Source organism: Flavobacterium facile (assembly GCF_036321945.1).
Lineage (GTDB): Bacteria > Bacteroidota > Bacteroidia > Flavobacteriales > Flavobacteriaceae > Flavobacterium > Flavobacterium facile.
This window is the reverse complement of the sequence record NZ_JAZAYT010000032.1, coordinates 202789-220676: the sequence shown is the minus strand read 5'-3', so window position 1 is coordinate 220676 and position 17888 is coordinate 202789. Positions and strand designations below refer to the sequence as shown.

The window sequence follows — 17888 nt, the reverse complement described above, 5'->3', positions numbered from 1 at the left end:
AAAACTGACATTTTGAATTTTAACATTTTTTTTATATATTTATCAGTTCAACTTTAACAGTTTTGGATGCCCAAGCTAAACAAACATATTCTCCTATTCATTTTTCTTGCGATTGCTCAATTTACTGTTGCTCAACAATTTAAATTTGATGTGATTAACCACGAAAAAGGTTTGTCTTCTTCAAGAATTAATAAACTGTACAAAGACAGTAGAGGATTGTTATGGATTTGTGGAGATGGAGCAGGATTGTTTAGTTATAATGGTTATGAATTTAAAAATTACAACAAAGTAAATCAATACGAAAATTTATTTGTTACAGATATTATTGAAAACAAAAATAAGCAGTTGGTTTTGTCTTCAAGATACATGGGAATTCTTTTTTTTGAAGGAAATAAATTTATTAAACTCAATGTAAACTCAGAGGTCTCAAAATTTGTAAATACAAAGAAAGGAATTTTTGGTATTGGTACTTCTACTATCTATTTTATCAATAATGAAAATAAAGTTTCATTAGTTAAAGATTTAAAAAAACTTTCTGTTTCTGTAATAACCTCTGCAGAAACCATAAATGACGAACTTGTTCTTTTTGCTACAGACAAAGGCTTGTTTCAATATAATTTCATAAAGAATACTGTAAACAGAATCCATAAGTTTTCTAATGAAGTAACTATTTGTAAAGGAATTAATTCAACGATATTGGTTGGAGATTCAAATGGAAATATTTTTGAAACCACTTATAATTCAAAGTCACTTATTCGCAGTAAGTTTTTGATAACTATAAAATCTAAAAGTGGATCTGTTTTTAAAATCACCAATATTTTGCAAAATTCCAATGGTAATATTTGGTTTACTGGAACTAAAGAAACCGGGATTGGAATTTTGTATAGTAACAAAAATTATACCATTTTAGATTCAAAAAATGGTGTTCCAGCTTCAGAATATTTATCCATTTTATCTGATAACGGCATCATAAATATTGGAACAGATTATCTTGGGTTTTTCCAATTTGGAAAACAAAGTTTTATTAAATACAATGCAACACCTCAGTTAAGTACACCTTATATTTTTAATATTTTAGATCTAAAAGAAAAACTGTACACTTTTGTCTCTAAAAAAGGAATATTAGAATTTGACAACACAGACTTGAATAATTTAAAATTCATTAAAACCATTCCGTTTTCTAGTAGAGTTAATGAATTATATAAAAATGTAAATAATAAACTTTTAGTTGCTTCTAATAACGGTTTACAAGAATATGATGGTTTAAAATTAAATAATAGATTTTCTTTTCCAACAACAGGGATTTTTCAAGATTCATTAAGCAAAAAATATATTGTTGGGACATCAGAAAAAGGGTTGTTTGTGCTAGATGAGAATTTCAACATCATTGATAATTATTTTAATAAAAAATTGAAAATAATTTACATTCATTCTGTTCAAAAATATAAACAAAATCAATATTTAGTATCTACAAATATTGGTGTAACTTTATTTGAATATAAAAACAATAAGTTAAATTATATAAAAACAATTTCAAAAGGAATTACGTTTTTAAAAAGCAAAGATCAATATGGAACTTTTTGGTTTGCTACCGAAAACTCCATTACTTCAATAAACAAGAATTTAGAGGTTAAAAAATTCACTACTTTAAATGGCCTGTCTTCCACCTTAATTTATACCTTAAATGCTCATAAACAATATCTTTATGTAGGGTCAAATAAAGGAATTGATAAAATTGAGGTTACAGAAAATGGTGGAATTGACAAAATTGAAACACTAAATATTTTTAACGGATTTGATGGTTTAGAAACTAATTTTAATTCAGGTCATGTTGATAAATATGGCAATGTGTATTTTGGTACGGTAAAAGGGTTGTATAAATATATCACCTATGTTTATCCAAAAACAGCCCAAAAAAACACTTTAAAAATCACCTCATTATCTATTTTTAATGATGAGTTTGTTTCAGATAATTTATGGTTTAATGTTCCCGAAAAAAACCACCAATTTGAAAGCAATCAAAATTTCTTAACTTTTAAATTAGGGTATTCTACCAGTGAAATTAATAAAAAGATATATTATTCGTATAAATTAGAAAACTACAATAAGCAGTGGAGTAAACCACAATCTAGTAATGAAATTTCATTCAGTAATTTATCATCAGGTTATTATATTTTAAAAATGAGAGAAGTTGATGTGTTTTCAAATAACACAGGTATTGTTACAACTTATCCCTTTTCTATAAAAGAACCTTTTTATGGTTCTTGGTGGTTTTTTTCCATTTTAGCTTTAATTTTTGGTGGGATTTTAAATTTTACCTTCCAAAAATCTTTAAAATTCAATAAAGAATATATCAAATCACTTTCAGACAATAACTTTATAGAATACAAAAGAAACTATTTGTTGTACTTCGGTATTATAGTTATCCTAACGGGTGTGTTTTATATTTACTTGAAAATAATTAACGAAAACCAACTTGTCACACGAATAATTTTTGGATCTTCTTGTTTACTGCTTTATTTTTTAACAAATTATAACATTGTATTAAAGAATTTAAAATATATTTTCATTTCTTATTTTGGTTTGTTAGCGGCTATTTGTTTCCAAAGTTTATCTTTAAATACCATTCCGTTATACATAACTATTGAATTTTTATTGATATTGTTTTTTGCGTATAATGTATTTGATAAATTTAAATCGTACATTATTTTTTCTGCAATTATCTTAATGGCTTTATTTGTACTTTTCTTAACCATAAAAGGGAACAGAGAAATATATTTAATTTTAATTATTGCAAACGTCATCGTTTTAATTATCAATTTTTCAAGACGTTCTTATTCCTTAAATGCGAATGAAAAGTTAATTTTTACCAATAATATTATTAATCAATCAAACAGTATAACCTTAGCTTGTGATAACTTAGGGAATGTAAAATTTTGTAGCAATTCCATAACCAAAATATTAGGGTATACACCAGAAGAAATTTTAGGTAAACAATTTTGGAAATTAACGGGAGATCCGGATTTTAGAGAAGTAGATTATAATGATATTTTTAAACCGAACTCTATTTTTGTTAGAAAAGTAAAAACAAAATCGGGCGAAACCAAATATATTCAATGGAGTGATGCCAAATATGGCGATAATCTTTTTATCGCATCTGGTTATGACATCACTGAAAAAGTTGAGGTAGAAAAACAATATCAAAACTTGGTACAATTTGCTTCCGATATTATTTATGAAATTGATAAATATGGAAATTTCACATTCGTTAACCCATTCGGGCTGAAAATTCTGGGTTGTAAAAATGACGACATTATAGGCACTCATTTTACCGATTTAATTTTAGTGGAAGACAGACAAAGAGTTATTGATTTTTACAGTAAAATTGAAGATGATCAAACCGAATTTGATATTTTAGATTTCCCAATTCGAAATTTGAAAAACGAAATATTTTGGTTTTCACAAAAAGTAAGTATCAAAAAAACAGAAAGCGATAAAATTTTTGGTTTTTCTGCTATTGTAAGAGATGTGACCAAAATAAAGGAGATTGAAAAACTAGAAAACATTCGAAAATTAAAACTAGAAAACTTCAATAAAACATTAAATATTTTAAGCACCAAAAATTTCTCAGATGACGCTTCAATAGATTTAATTATTACCGAAATCTTCAAAGAAACTTATAAAAGTATTCGAGTAGATTCACTCAGTTATTGGGAAAATTATTCAGATAAAATTGTTTTGAAATGCATTTTAGATACGGATGAAATTAAACCTCATAATGAATTTATAATATACAAAAAAGATTCTGAAGAATATTTCGATGCCTTGACTGATCAAAACTATGTTGAAATTAATTCGTTTGAAAAATTCCCACAAGAATCGTTTTTTATTAAAGAATATGCCAATAAATTTAATATTAAATCACTTTTAGATTTTCCAATTTATCTACAAGGAGAATTACAAGGTGTGGTTTGTTTTGAAACTACGACTACAGATTATGAATGGGATGATGATGAGATAAATTTTGCTAGAACCATTTCTGATATTATTGCTATTTCTATAGAATCATATAACAGAAAAGCTTTAGAGAAACAAGCCATTTATAAAAGTGAAATTTTATTTGAAATTACGAAGTTTACAGAACATCTTTTAGCCAGTAATGATATTTTACAAGTATTTAAAAACGCAAATAATTTCATTGGTGAAGTCATAAAAGCCGACCGTTTTTATTATTATGAAAATGACGAAAACAACTTGTTAAGTCACAAATTTGAATGGAAAGTTGAAAACAATGCTTTCGAAGTTAATGATCCCTTATTTCAAAACGTACCACATAGTTTTTATCCTGAATTTATCGATACACTTTTAACAAACAAACCTTTCAAAGCTTTAGTTTCTAAGATTGAAAAAGAAGGTAAAATGGGAGTTATGTATAAGTTCCTGATAGAAAACGGAATTAAATCTAAATTAATAATCCCGATTTTTAAAGATGATTCGCTAATCGGTTTAATTGGTTTCGATGATAAAAAGGTAGAAAGAGAATGGACAGAAGAAGAAGTCAATACGCTTCAAATTTTAGCCAACAATATTTCTTCGACTTTAATTAAAATTAAAAACGAAAAAATCCTAAAAGAAAGTGAAGAGAAATTCAAACTTTTAGCAAATAACATACCAGCAACAGTTTATTTAATTAAAGAAGATGAGAAAAGAAATATCATTTTCATTAATGATGAAATTGAAGTTTTAACGGGATATAATAAACTAGAAATATTAAATACAGATTTCCATATTTATAATTTGTATCATCCGGAAGACAAAAAAAATGCCATAAAAATTATTCAGAAAGCCCTAAAAGAGAAAAAACCTTATAAAGTTACCTGTAGAATTATTAGAAAAGACGGCAAAATTGTTTGGGTAGAAGAATACGGAGAAGGAATTTTAAAAGACGGAAAAGTAGAGTATCTTGAAGGCGTATTAATTGATATTACGGAAAGAAAACAAGCCGAAAAAGCTGTTATTGAAAAAGAATTAGCAGAATCTTCCAACAAATCGAAATCGGAGTTTTTAGCCAATATGAGTCACGAAATCCGTACACCATTAAACGGAATTATCGGATTTAGTCAGTTGTTGTTAAATACAGATATCGATTTGTTGCAAAAAGAATATTTGTTAACGGTTAACCAATCGGCAGAATCTCTTTTAGATATTGTAAACGACATATTAGATATTTCGAAAATTGAAGCGGGTAAACTCGTTTTAGATTTAAAGAAAACAAAATTATACCCAATGGTTTACCAAGCAATAGACTTAATTAAGTTTAATGCGAACGTGAAAAATTTAGAAATAATTGTAGATATTAAAAGTGATACGCCTTGCGATGTAGTTGTTGATGACATTAGAATTAAACAAATTTTAATCAATTTGCTAAGCAATGCCGTTAAGTTTACTCATGAAGGACAAATTGAATTAATCATCTCTAATCAAGGCTCAAAAGACAATAAAACAATTTTAAAATTTGAAGTTATTGATACCGGAATTGGTATTAAAAATGAAAATAAATCTAAAATTTTAGATGCTTTTTCTCAAGAAGATTCTTCCACTACTCGAAATTATGGCGGAACTGGTTTAGGGCTTTCTATTACGAACAGATTATTAAATTTAATGGGTTCAAAATTAGTTATTGAAAGCGAAGTTAGTCAAGGAAGTAATTTTAATTTCGAGCTGGTTGTTGATGCAAAATTTTGTAAAACACATAATAAACTTCAAAACAAAATTATTGAAAACGCCTTAGTAATTGATAGTAACAAAAAAGCCGGAACTATTTTAAATGATTTATTAAACGTATATGGGATAAACAGTGCTTATCATAATAAGTTTAAAGAAATTTATTTAAATGAAAATGACGCACTGTTTGTAGATTATCATTCTCTGTCTGAAATACAGTGGCAACAAATTTTACTAGCACAAAAAACGGATAATTTCTATCTGTATATTATGCAGCCTATCATTTCAAGTAATGTTGAAAATTTACTAAATGAGAAAATTAAAATCTTGCTAAAACCTTTTAAAATTGATGCTTTACAAAAAGAATTGAATAATTTAAAAACTACAGCTCCAGTTGCACGAATTAACTTAGAAAAAAATGTAGAATTTGAAAACAGCAAAAAAATTAAAATTTTAATTGTGGAAGACAATAAGATAAATATGTTGTTAACCAAAACTTTAATTTTAAAACAATTTAAAAACGCCATGATTATTGAAGCCGAAAACGGTGAAGAAGCGATTCAAAAATATGCAAAACAAAATCCGCAACTGACCTTAATGGATATTCAAATGCCAGTTAAAAATGGATATGAGGCTGCAGAAGAAATTTTACAAATGAATCCGAAAGCCATAATTATTGCTTTAACGGCAGGAATATTTACAGGTGAAAGAGAAAAATGTTTGGAAATCGGAATGGTCGATTTTGTGGTAAAACCATTAGATAAAGAACTTTTTGACACCAAACTTTTAAAATGGATTAAAACACTTTAAAAGCAACTTTTATTACCTTTGCAATTCAATACGATACTAATGACTCAAAATAAAATAGGTTTCTCAAAACTAAGTAAAGAAGAAAAAATAAACTGGATAGCCACAAACCATTTTGCTAATCCTAATGAAGCGATAGCCGTTTTACATCAATATAAAAATTCTGATGAAGCACTTCAAAAACTGCACGATGAATTTATAGAAAACACACTAACAAATTTTTATTTGCCATTAGGTGTAGCGCCAAATTTCACCATCAATGGAAAGAATTATACTATTCCATTTGCGATAGAAGAAAGTTCAGTGGTTGCAGCTGCAAGTAAAGCTGCCAAATTTTGGGGCGCTCGTGGTGGATTCAAAACTACTATTTTAGGAACAGAAAAAATTGGTCAAGTGCATTTTATGTATGAAGGCGACAAACAAAAATTAACCGAATATTTTAACTTCGTAAAACCTTTTTTACTTTCAGAAACGGAAGGTATTACCAAAAACATGCAAAAGCGTGGTGGCGGAATTTCCGATATTCAATTAGTAGATAAAACCGAAGCTTTAGAAAATTACTACCAATTACACGCGACTTTCCAAACGAAAGACAGCATGGGTGCGAATTTTATCAACTCGTGTTTAGAGCAATTTGCGAAAACGTTCAAAAATAAATCAGAAGAATTTGGTATAGATTCGATTCAAATTGTGATGAGTATTTTAAGCAATTTTGTTCCGAATTGTGTCGTTCGAGCTGAAGTGTCTTGTCCAGTTTCGGAACTAAATGAAGATGCAACTATCACATCAAGCGAATTTGCAGAAAAGTTTTTAACAGCTGTTAAAATTGCAGAAGTAGAACCTTACAGAGCCGTAACGCACAACAAAGGCATCATGAACGGAATCGATGCAGTGGTTTTAGCAACAGGTAACGATTTCCGTGCTGTAGAAGCTGGTGTTCATGCTTACGCTAGTAAAGATGGAAAATATGCCAGTTTATCGCACGCTAAAATTGAAAACGGAATTTTCACCTTTTGGTTAGACGTTCCTTTAGCTTTAGGAACCGTTGGCGGATTAACGAATTTACATCCATTAGTAAAGTTTTCTTTGGAAATGTTAGGACATCCTTCTGCAACAGAATTAATGGAAATTGTAGCCGTTGCCGGATTGGCTCAGAATTTCGCAGCTTTACGCTCGTTAACCACATCTGGAATTCAACAAGGACATATGAAAATGCACTTGAACAACATTTTAAACCAACACCAAGCCACAAAAGAAGAAAAACAAATAGTTATCGCGCATTTTGAAAACCAAACCGCTTCGCATAATTTAGTGGTGGATTTTTTAGAGAGTTTAAGAGCCAAGTAAAAAGTAAAAAGAGCCAAGTAAAAAGAGCCAAGTAAAAAGTAAAAAGTTAAAAGAATCCAATAAAATATCTTTGCGAGCCTTGCGTAAAACCTTGCGAGCTTTGCGGTTAAACAAAGAAAAAAAACAAAAATCAGCGTTGCGAAGCATCTGTTAAATCAGCGTGCCAATTAACACAAACAAAAAAACACCTTTGTGAGCCTTGCGTAAAACCTTGTGAGCTTTGCGGTTAAATATTATGATGAAAAAATTCTACTCTAACGGAAAACTCCTAATCACAGGAGAATATTTGGTTTTAAATGGCGCCAAAGCTTTAGCGTTGCCTACTAAATTTGGGCAATCGTTAATCGTTTCTCCTTTGGTAGAAAAAAAAATAATTTGGACTAGTTTTGACACAGATAATAGCATTTGGTTTGAAACCGAACTTTCGTTTGAAGACATTGTTTTACGAAAAGACTTTGAAGAAGAACATACTATAAAACACACTTTAGTCGAAATTTTACATCAAGCGAATCTTCAGAATCCTGATTTTTTAGCTTCGGAAACGGGTTATAAAATTGAAACGGAATTGACATTTCCAAGAAATTGGGGTTTAGGAACGTCTTCCACCTTAATCAATAATATTGCGCAATGGTTGCAAATTGATGCGTTCGAATTATTACGAAAAAGTTTTGGCGGAAGTGGTTACGATATTGCTTGCGCGCAACACAATTCGGCAATAACGTATCAGTTAGATGCAGAAGAAAAACCTATTGTTGAGGTCGTTAATTTTACTCCAAATTACACGGAAAATATTTATTTTGTGTATTTAAATAAGAAGCAAAATAGTCGCCATGCGATTCAAAATTATATGAATAAGCAACAATTTCTAACTAAAAAAACCGCTACAATTTCTGAAATTACGAATCGAATGGCGCTTTCTCCAAATTTCGAAACCACAACCGGTTTGTTAGACCATCATGAAATCATTTTAAGTGATATTTTAGAAATAGAAACCGTAAAAGAACGCTTATTCCACGATTTCAAAGGAACCATAAAAAGTTTAGGTGCTTGGGGCGGCGATTTCGTAATGGTACTTTCCAAAGAAAATCCAACACACTATTTTACTTCGAAAGGTTATGATACTATTTTGACGTATGAGGAAATGATATTAATCTAATAATAGATTCTTAAACTTATACCCCAAAACCTTTTCCAATTTTTCACTGGAAACAATTTTTCCAATATTAGTTTCATTTTCTGTGAATAATGGAGCAATCAAATGGAACTGCTTAGATTTTTCGGTATAATAGTTTTTCCTTGTCGGATGATTGGGTGCTACTGCGTTGAAAGTTTCATTCCAACAGTTTTGTTTCACTAGCTCGCTAATAATACCAATACAATCTTCTTGATGAATTAAATTGATCGGCGCTTCCGGATTGGCAACATTGGTTTTTCCGGATAACATTTTTACTATGTTTCTGTCTTCACCAATTAAACCACCAAATCGGATTATTGTGGTTTGAAAATTAGAATTATTTCGTAACAAATTTTCGACATCCACTAGTTGTTTCCCGCTTTCTGTGTCGGGATGTAAAATACTTTCTTCTGTAACTGTCGGAATCAAATCGGATTCACTATAAACAGAAGTCGAACTAATAAAAATTATTTTTTCAATAGTAGTATTCTCAATAAATGGAATCAGATTTTTGATTTTATTTACAAACGTTTTCTCTGAAGTTGCTTCCGTAATTTTTCTCAATCCTGGCGGAATATCAATAATCAGAATTTCAGAATCGTTTAAAAATTCAGATACAGTTCCAGTAACTTGATTTTCTTCTAATCGAATTAAAAACGGTTCAATTTTATGAGATTGTAAAACGTCTAATTTACTTTCAGAAGTTGTAGAACCTTTTACTTCAAAACCAGTTTCAATTAATTTTTGGGCTAAAGGAAATCCTAACCAGCCACAACCTAATATACTTATTTTCATTTACATTTCTTTTTTAACCAATACATAACCTTCATTTTCCACTGCCATATAGCCTTGATCGTATACGAAATAATAAACATTTCCAGTTTTTGTGGTATACACGGAAGTAATTAAATCGAAATCGAAACCTTTACTAATTAGTTTGTTTTTAGTGGTTTTGGTTTTGCCTTCTGGGTTTAATTCGGATAAAACTCTATAATTTTTACGCAATTTGTTGTTAATGTTGCGCATTAAATTGGTGTGATCTTTATTCATTTTATTGTTGTAGGCGTTTCTGCAACCGTCGCTGCAAAACTTTTTGTCTTCTCGACCAACAATTTTTTCGTGGCATTCTAAGCAGTTTTTCATGGCGTATAATTTTTTTTATTTCGTAAAACTAAATTTTATTTCTTCCTTACTTTCTTCTAAATACACATATACATTCATTGAAGTTTCGCCAATTTTCTCATAGGTTAATCCATCAAAGTATATGCGGTTATTTTCAATTTTTATAAATTTAAATGTTTCAGGTGTGCTTTCTTCCCATGGTTTTAAGTCGCCACTAAAATGTCTAATTTGCATTAAAATGGTTTTGTCTTTTTCAATTATTTGACCGAATTCGTAAAAAGAAACTTTGTTGTCGCTAATCATTTTGAAACAAAACATCATGGTTTTTCCACTTGGAACGTCCCAGTTTTCTTGACAAACTCCAAATGAAGAAGTACCTTTCCAGTTTCCAGCCAACCATTTTACATCTTCTAATGTAGCGTTTGGCGAACCTTTTTCATCGTTATATTGTAAGGTGTTTTGAGAAAACCCAATGGAAGTAACAAAAAACACAAAAAGTAAAATGATTTTTTTTGAAGTAGTAGTTTTCATAGTAGTGCGTTTAATTTCAAGTAAATATACAATTTCTTTTCCAATTACAAACGACAACAATCACTTACAACCGATAGTAAATGAATAATTACCGAATAACCTTTTGAACGCGCCACATCTTTGCAGTGTCGAAATGAAACAACAAGTTCAATAACAATATCAAGATTCAATTCGATTTAAAATAAATATAAGATTTTTGGGATTTCTTTAATTTCTTAAATCTGTGTTTTAAAAAAGAATCATTTTTAATTAGTATAAACATTTAAATTTTAAACGCCATGAAATGAGTATTTCCTTAGGCAAAATCTAAGATAGATACGAATTACATAATTCAAATTAAATAACAAATAAATAAACGCCATTATGAAAAACAGAGTACAATTAATCGGACACGTAGGGCAGGAGCCAGAAATCAAGAATTTAGAAAACGGAAAATTAGCCAATTTATCTATCGCAACAAATGAAAATTATACGAATGCGAAAGGAGAAAAAGTAGAACAAACCGAATGGCACAGAATTACTGCTTGGGGAAAAACGGCTGAAATCATTGAAAAATATGTTTCAAAAGGAAAAGAAATTGCCATTGAAGGAAAGTTATCACATAGAAGTTACGAAGACAAAGACGGAATCAAACGTTATGTAACGGAAATTGTTGCTCATGAAATTCTTTTATTAGGAAGTAATTAATAAGAACATAACTAAGTATTTAAACAAAATTAAATTTACAAGCCATAAAATGAGCATTTCCTAAGTTGAAAACTTAGTTAGATGCGAATTACATCATTCAAATTAAATATAAACGCCATTATGAAAAATTCAGTACAATTAATCGGAAATGTTGGTCAGGAACCAGAAATTAAAACTTTAGAAACAGGAAGAAAATTAGCGAATATTACCATTGCTACCAACGATGTGTATTATAAAGAAAACGGCGACAAAGTGGAAAAAACGGAGTGGCACCGAGTTACTGCTTGGGGAAAAACAGCTGAGATTATTGAAAAATATGTTACAAAAGGAAAAGAAGTTGCCGTAGAAGGAAAATTAACGCACAGAAGTTACGACGACAAAGAAGGCAACAAACGGTATATTACTGAAGTTGTAATAAACGAAATCTTATTGTTAAGTAAATAATTTGGTGATGAAAGTTAAGGTATTTTCTATAGGATTAGAAGCTGAAAAGTTGGAAAAAGACCAAAATGTGTTGAATGAATTTTTAGCAACAGTCACTTTTAAGAAATCTAGTACGCAATATGTGGAAACAGAAAATTATTGGTCGGTGATTGTGCATTATGATGAAAATGAGATAACAAAACCAGCGAGTTTGGCACGTAAATCATTTGAAGATTTAACCGCAAAAGACCAACAAGTTTATATGTATTTGAAAGAATGGAGAACGAATAAAGCGGAAAAATTGCAACAGAAAAATTATTTGATTTGTCACAATTCAGAATTAATTGATTTAGCGATGTATAAGCCAAGTAACCTGGACGAATTACAACAGATTAAAGGTTTCGGACCGCAAAAAGCAAATAAATTTGGAGATGATATTTTAGCAATTTTGAATGCGGTGTAAATCGTGTTTAAATAAGAAGAGCAACATAAATAGTTGCTCTTTTTTATTTTTATTCGTTCATTAAACGTTCAAATTCTTCGAAAAACAAACCTAAATGGTAACCATCAACTAAACCGTGATGCACATGAACGGACATCGACATGAATTTTTTATCGTTGTCAGTTGTCATTTTTCCAAAAGAAAATTTCGGACAACTATCTGGAAAAGTAAAACTTCTGGAATGAGAAATTGAAGTAAAATTAATCCAAGGTAACGCTGAAAAATGCACAATGTTTTCGTTGTATTCTCTTGTGAAAAGTCCGGAAGTGTTTTTAACTCTAGAAGCTTCCGTATTGTAATTTTCAATAAAAGCATTTAGATTTTCGTTGTATTCAATTTCTGAAAAGCCAAATGTTTTATCGTCGCGTAAAATCGTTGATGAAATGTTTATTTTATCATAAATAAATACTTTTCCATCATGAATTCTATATCTGAAATTTTCTGTTTTATTAACTGCAACTAACGTTTTGTGTAAATAATAGGTAAAAAAACTTACGCCTAATTCTTTTGCTTTGGTGTAGGCTTTTGTGCAATCCAATTGAATGGTTGTGCCAAAAAAAGGTTCTTCAAATTTGCAGAAAAACTCAAAATGTTCTTTTCTGTTCCAAGTTGTTATGTCGAGTTTTTGCTTCATTTTTTAATTATAAAATCTCAAAAAGTTCGGTTAAATTAGCAATCGCTTTAAAATTTTCGTGTTGAATTTCAAAATCAATTTTTTCATATTCCCAAGTCGTGTGATACGGAATATGGATTCCAGTTCCACCAATATTTAAAACAGGTAACACATCCGACTTTAATGAATTTCCAATCATTATAAAATCTTTTGGATCACATTCTAAACGGTGTAACATTTTGTTGTAATCCAAATCGGTTTTATCGCTCATAACTTCAATGTGGTGAAAATAAAGTCCTAAACCAGAATCGTGTAATTTTCTATGTTGGTCTTTTAAGTCACCTTTTGTTGCCACAACCAATTTATATGATCCTTTCAATTGTTCTAAAACTTCGGTTACATTGGGTAATAATTCCACTGGTTTTTGTAATAAATCTTTACCAATGTTTATTATTTTTTCCATTGCGGTTCCATTAATTTGATGGTTGGTTAATTTCAAAGCCGCTTCAATCATGGATAATGTAAATGCTTTAATTCCAAAGCCATATAAAGGTAAATTCTTGACTTGGTGATTTAAAATCAACTGTAAAATTTCTTGTTTAGACGCAAAATTTTGAAACAATTCGCAAAATTTTGCTTGTGCCTCATCAAAATAAGGTTCGTTGTGCCAAAGCGTGTCGTCAGCATCAAATGCGATTGTTTTTTGTATCATGATTTTATTTTTTACCCAATTACCGCACCATTATCCACACCATCTGTATCTGGATTTACGAAAACCAATTTTCCTTCTGGTGTATTGGTTAATAAAAGCATTCCTTCACTTTCAACACCGCGTAAAGCTCTTGGTGCTAAGTTTACTAAAACGGTTACTTTTTTTCCAATGACTTCTTCAGGTGTAAAATGTTCAGCAATTCCAGAAACTATTGTTCTTACGTCAATTCCAGTATCTACTTTTAAAACCAATAATTTATTGGCTTTTGGCATTTTTTCCGCTTCGATGATGGTTCCAATTCGTAAATCAATTTTAGCGAAATCTTCAAAAGAGGTTGTTTCTTTTTGAGGTGTTACGGTTGCATTTTCAATTTGATTGGCTGTTTTTGTAGCTTCCAATTTGTCTATTTGTTTTTGAATTTCTGCATCTTCAATTTGTGCGAATAATATTTCGGCTTGACCGATTTTATGATTCGCTTCTAATAAATCCGATTTAGTTGAAACGTCATTCCAAGACGATACTTTGCTTTGCAATATTTTTCCTAATTTTTCAGATGTAAATGGTAAAAAGGGTTCGCATAAAATTTGTAAGGCTGTGGCGATTTGTAGCGCGACATACATTTGAGTTTTGACACGTTCCGGATTTTCTTTCACCATTTTCCATGGTTCTTCATCTGCTAAATATTTATTTCCTAAACGTGCTACGTTCATTAATTCACCTAAAGCTTCTCTGAATCGGTATCTTTCAATCGAACTTGAAATTACGGCTGGATACGCTTTCAATTCCGCTAATGTTTGTAAGTCAACTTCTGAATATTCATTTGGCGTTGGAACAATTCCGTCGTAATATTTATTCGTTAAAACGACAACTCGGTTTATGAAATTTCCGAAAATTGCTGCTAATTCATTATTGTTTCTTGCTTGAAAATCTTTCCAAGTGAAATCGTTATCTTTAGTTTCCGGCGCATTTGCTGTTAACGCATAACGCAAAGAATCTTGTTTTTCTGGGAAATCTAATAAATATTCGTGTAACCAAACCGCCCAATTTTTAGATGTCGATAATTTATTTCCTTCTAAATTTAAGAATTCGTTGGCTGGCACATTATCTGGTAAAATATAACTTCCTTCCGCTTTTAACATCGCTGGGAAAATGATACAATGGAATACAATATTATCTTTTCCGATAAAGTGAACTAATTTTGTATCTGCATCTTTCCAATACGGTTCCCAGTCTTTTCCTTCTTTGGCAGCCCATTCTTTCGTTGATGAAATGTAACCAATTGGTGCATCAAACCAAACGTATAATTTTTTTCCTTCTGCACCTTCAACAGGGACGTCAATTCCCCAATCTAAATCACGAGTTACAGCTCTTGGTTCTAAACCGCCATCAACCCAAGATTTCACTTGTCCGTACACATTTGGTTTCCAGTCGTTTTTATGACCTTCTAAAATCCATTCTCTTAAGAAAGATTCGTATCTGTTTAAAGGTAAAAACCAGTGTTTGGTTGCTTTTAAAATTGGCGTTTCACCAGTAATAGTACTTTTCGGATTGATTAAGTCAGTAGCATTTAAAGTTGAACCACATTTTTCACATTGGTCGCCGTAGGCTTCTGGATTGTCACACTTTGGACAAGTTCCTGTCACAAATCGGTCTGCTAAAAACTGATCGGCTTTGGCATCGTATAATTGTTCGGTAACTTCTTCTATGAAATCACCTTTATCGTATAGTTTTCTAAAAAATTCTGAAGCCGTTTTATGATGAATTTCAGAGGAAGTTCTAGAATAATTATCAAACGAAATTCCGAAATCAATAAACGATTTTCTGATAATTCCGTCATATTTATCGATTACTTCTTGTGGAGTAATTCCTTCTTTTTTGGCTTTCATTGAAATGGCTACACCATGTTCGTCACTTCCACAAATGAATGCGACATCTTTGCCTTGAAGGCGTAAATATCTAGCATAAATATCTGAAGGAACGTAAACACCTGCTAAATGGCCAATATGAATTGGTCCGTTTGTATAAGGCAATGCCGCTGTAATGGTATATCTTTTTGGATTTTGTAACATTTGAAATTATATTTAATGCAAAAATAAGTTTTTACACAGTAATAGGCGAATTTATTTTGATTTTGTTTAAATTTGAAATCAACATTTAAAACATTTCATGAATAGATATTTCTTAATATTTTTTCTTTCTTTAATTTCATATTCTCAACACAAAATGAAAATCCCACCTTATTTAAAAAAAGGCGACACCGTTGCTATTGTTTGTACCGCTCGTAAATTTTTTCCAGAAGAAGCGAAACCAGCTATTGATTTATTAGAATCTTGGGGATTGAAAGTGAAATTAGGTAAAACAATTGGGTTAGATAGTTGTCAACTTGGAGGTACAGATACGGAACGCGTAGCCGATTTTCAGGATCAATTAGATAATGATAATATAAAAGCCATTTGGTGTGCTCGTGGCGGTTATGGAACGGTTCGTATTATTGATAGGATCGATTTTTCGAAATTCAAAAAACATCCCAAATGGGTGATGGGTTTTAGCGATGTTACGGTTTTGCATAGTCATATTAATACTTTGAATGTGGCGACTTTACATTCGATTATGCCATTTACTGTTCCGAAAGCGCCTGAACCTGTGAAAGAAACCTTTAAAAACGCTCTTTTCGGTATTAAAAATTCGTACACCATTCCTTCAAAATCGTATGATAAAAAAGGTGTGGCTAAAGGTGAATTAGTTGGAGGAAATTTATCTATTATTTATAGTTTATTAGGTTCGAAATCATCAATTGATACGAAAGATAAAATTCTGTTTATTGAAGATTTAGATGAATATTTATATCATGTAGACCGCATGTTACAAAACATGAAACGCAATGATTATTTTAAAAATGTGAAAGGAATTATTGTGGGAAGTATGCGAGATATGCATGATAATGATATTCCTTTCGGACAAAATGAAGTACAGTTAATTACTGAAATTTCTAAAGAATTAAATATTCCAATTGCTTTTGAATTTTGTGCCGGCCATCAAAAAGATAATAGAACTTTAGTGCTTGGAAGTCAAGTAACTTTTGAAGTAAATGATAAAGAAGTTAAGTTGTCTTTCGAATAATAATTGGCACATTGACAAATTTATAATTGACTTATTGAACTATGGCAGAACACAACGAATTAGGAAAAATTGGTGAGGAATTCGCGGTTGATTTTTTGACTGAGAAAGGTTATGAAATTTTAGAAACGAATTGGACTTTTCAAAAAGCAGAAGTGGATATTATTGCACAAAAAGAAAACATTTTAGCGGTTGTTGAAGTGAAGACTAGAAGTAGTGTTGATTTTGGTTCGCCCCAAGATTTCGTAAAACCAAAAAAGATAAAATTATTGGTAAAAGCTATAAATGAATATGTTATATCTAACGATTTAGATGTGGAAGTTCGATTTGATATTATTGCCATTCACGCTAAAGGAAAAGAATTTGAAGTAGAACATTTAGAAGAAGCTTTTTATTATTTTGACAATTAGTTATAAATATAACAATTTGTTTTTTATATTTGTAAAAAAAATATAAGACAAATGAAAACAGTTGCATCGGTAGTTGAAAAATATTTAAAAACAAAGCCTTTTTTATTGAGTTCTTTATCTGAAGGGATAATAAATTTAACTTCTCTAGCTAGAATTATAATGCCTGAAATAGAAATGCATTTAGGTAAAGATATTAAGCAAGGTGCCGTAGTGATGGCATTAAAACGAATATCTGAAGAATTAGATTTTAAAATTAGTAATAGAATTACAAAAATTTTGCAAAACCTTGGTGAAATCACGGTTCGTTCTTCATTAACCGATTATTCTTATGAGATTTCAGATACGTTATTAGAAAATCAATCGAAATTGATGTATGAAATTAAAACGAATAAAAATGTATTTTACACTTCTTCTCGAGGTGTAAGTGAAACCAATATCGTAGTAAGTTCTGAAGTAAATTCTTTAGTTGAAGAATGTTTAAAAAATGAAAAGTTATTAAGTAAAAACGAAAATTTATCTTCAATAACAGTAAAATTACCTCAAGAGAACGTTTCTGTTCCGGGTGTGTATTATTATATTTTTCAATCGTTAGCTTGGGAAGGTGTTATAATTAATGAAGTAATTTCGACAAGTAATGAGTTTACAATTATTGTCAACGAAAATCAGATTGATATTGCTTTTAGTGTGATAAAAGATTTAAAAAAATAAATAAAAAAAAG

General features: G+C 30.2%; 15 protein-coding genes. 9 read left to right on the top strand and 6 right to left on the bottom strand.

The genetic code is table 11. The features are described 5' to 3' along the window. The first annotated feature begins 66 nt into the window (after window positions 1–66). From UEQ13_RS08835 to UEQ13_RS08825, 3 genes are all read left to right on the top strand, one after another. Window positions 67–6534, top strand: a complete 6468-nt coding sequence (locus tag UEQ13_RS08835) for a PAS domain S-box protein (protein WP_329805982.1) — start codon at window positions 67–69, stop codon at window positions 6532–6534. 39 nt (window positions 6535–6573) lie between these two features. Then, window positions 6574–7878, top strand: a complete 1305-nt coding sequence (locus UEQ13_RS08830; RefSeq protein WP_329805981.1) for a hydroxymethylglutaryl-CoA reductase, degradative — start codon at window positions 6574–6576, stop codon at window positions 7876–7878. Window positions 7879–8113: 235 nt separating this feature from the next. Beyond that, complete coding sequence (locus UEQ13_RS08825; protein ID WP_329805980.1) at window positions 8114–9034, top strand: GYDIA family GHMP kinase; 921 nt, start codon at window positions 8114–8116, stop codon at window positions 9032–9034. Here the strand turns inward: UEQ13_RS08825 and UEQ13_RS08820 are convergent. From UEQ13_RS08820 to UEQ13_RS08810, 3 genes are read right to left on the bottom strand one after another with little or no spacing between them, the layout of a single operon-like run. Beyond that, the gene (locus UEQ13_RS08820) at window positions 9026–9847 is read right to left on the bottom strand and encodes an NAD(P)H-binding protein (RefSeq protein ID WP_329805979.1); all 822 of its coding nucleotides are present in this window, start codon (window positions 9845–9847) and stop codon (window positions 9026–9028) included. The genes UEQ13_RS08825 and UEQ13_RS08820 overlap by 9 nt on opposite strands. Further along, the gene (locus UEQ13_RS08815) at window positions 9848–10195 is read right to left on the bottom strand and encodes a hypothetical protein (RefSeq protein WP_166130258.1); all 348 of its coding nucleotides are present in this window, start codon (window positions 10193–10195) and stop codon (window positions 9848–9850) included. A gap of 15 nt (window positions 10196–10210) precedes the next feature. Further along, window positions 10211–10705, bottom strand: a complete 495-nt coding sequence (locus UEQ13_RS08810) for a DUF6265 family protein (RefSeq protein ID WP_329805978.1) — start codon at window positions 10703–10705, stop codon at window positions 10211–10213. Between the two features lie 363 nt (window positions 10706–11068). Between UEQ13_RS08810 and UEQ13_RS08805 the strand changes: the two genes are divergently transcribed. The 3 genes from UEQ13_RS08805 (at window position 11069) to UEQ13_RS08795 (ending at window position 12278) form a co-directional block, all read left to right on the top strand. Beyond that, complete coding sequence (locus UEQ13_RS08805; protein WP_329805977.1) at window positions 11069–11392, top strand: single-stranded DNA-binding protein; 324 nt, start codon at window positions 11069–11071, stop codon at window positions 11390–11392. Window positions 11393–11512: 120 nt separating this feature from the next. After that, the gene (locus UEQ13_RS08800; RefSeq protein ID WP_329806029.1) at window positions 11513–11836 is read left to right on the top strand and encodes a single-stranded DNA-binding protein; all 324 of its coding nucleotides are present in this window, start codon (window positions 11513–11515) and stop codon (window positions 11834–11836) included. Window positions 11837–11843: 7 nt separating this feature from the next. Then, a complete protein-coding gene (locus UEQ13_RS08795; protein WP_329805976.1) occupies window positions 11844–12278 on the top strand; it encodes an HRDC domain-containing protein in 435 nt (144 codons plus the stop codon). 49 nt (window positions 12279–12327) lie between these two features. Here UEQ13_RS08795 and UEQ13_RS08790 read toward each other — a convergent pair whose 3' ends face one another. Genes UEQ13_RS08790 through metG form a run of 3 tightly spaced genes read right to left on the bottom strand, consistent with a single transcriptional unit; the run spans window position 12328 to window position 15711 of the window. Further along, window positions 12328–12951 (bottom strand): chloramphenicol acetyltransferase, encoded by a 624-nt coding sequence (locus UEQ13_RS08790; protein ID WP_329805975.1) that lies wholly within the window; start codon window positions 12949–12951, stop codon window positions 12328–12330. Between the two features lie 7 nt (window positions 12952–12958). Beyond that, window positions 12959–13642, bottom strand: a complete 684-nt coding sequence (locus tag UEQ13_RS08785; protein ID WP_329805974.1) for an HAD family hydrolase — start codon at window positions 13640–13642, stop codon at window positions 12959–12961. 11 nt (window positions 13643–13653) lie between these two features. Next, a complete protein-coding gene (gene metG / locus UEQ13_RS08780) occupies window positions 13654–15711 on the bottom strand; it encodes a methionine--tRNA ligase (RefSeq protein WP_329805973.1) in 2058 nt (685 codons plus the stop codon). A gap of 154 nt (window positions 15712–15865) precedes the next feature. Between metG and UEQ13_RS08775 the strand changes: the two genes are divergently transcribed. From UEQ13_RS08775 to UEQ13_RS08765, 3 genes are read left to right on the top strand one after another with little or no spacing between them, the layout of a single operon-like run. After that, entirely contained in the window at window positions 15866–16762 is an 897-nt protein-coding gene (locus UEQ13_RS08775) for a S66 peptidase family protein (protein WP_329805972.1), read from the top strand. Window positions 16763–16803: 41 nt separating this feature from the next. Continuing rightward, entirely contained in the window at window positions 16804–17169 is a 366-nt protein-coding gene (locus UEQ13_RS08770) for a YraN family protein (protein ID WP_329805971.1), read from the top strand. Window positions 17170–17220: 51 nt separating this feature from the next. Beyond that, entirely contained in the window at window positions 17221–17877 is a 657-nt protein-coding gene (locus tag UEQ13_RS08765; protein ID WP_329805970.1) for an aspartate kinase, read from the top strand. Window positions 17878–17888 lie beyond the last annotated feature (11 nt).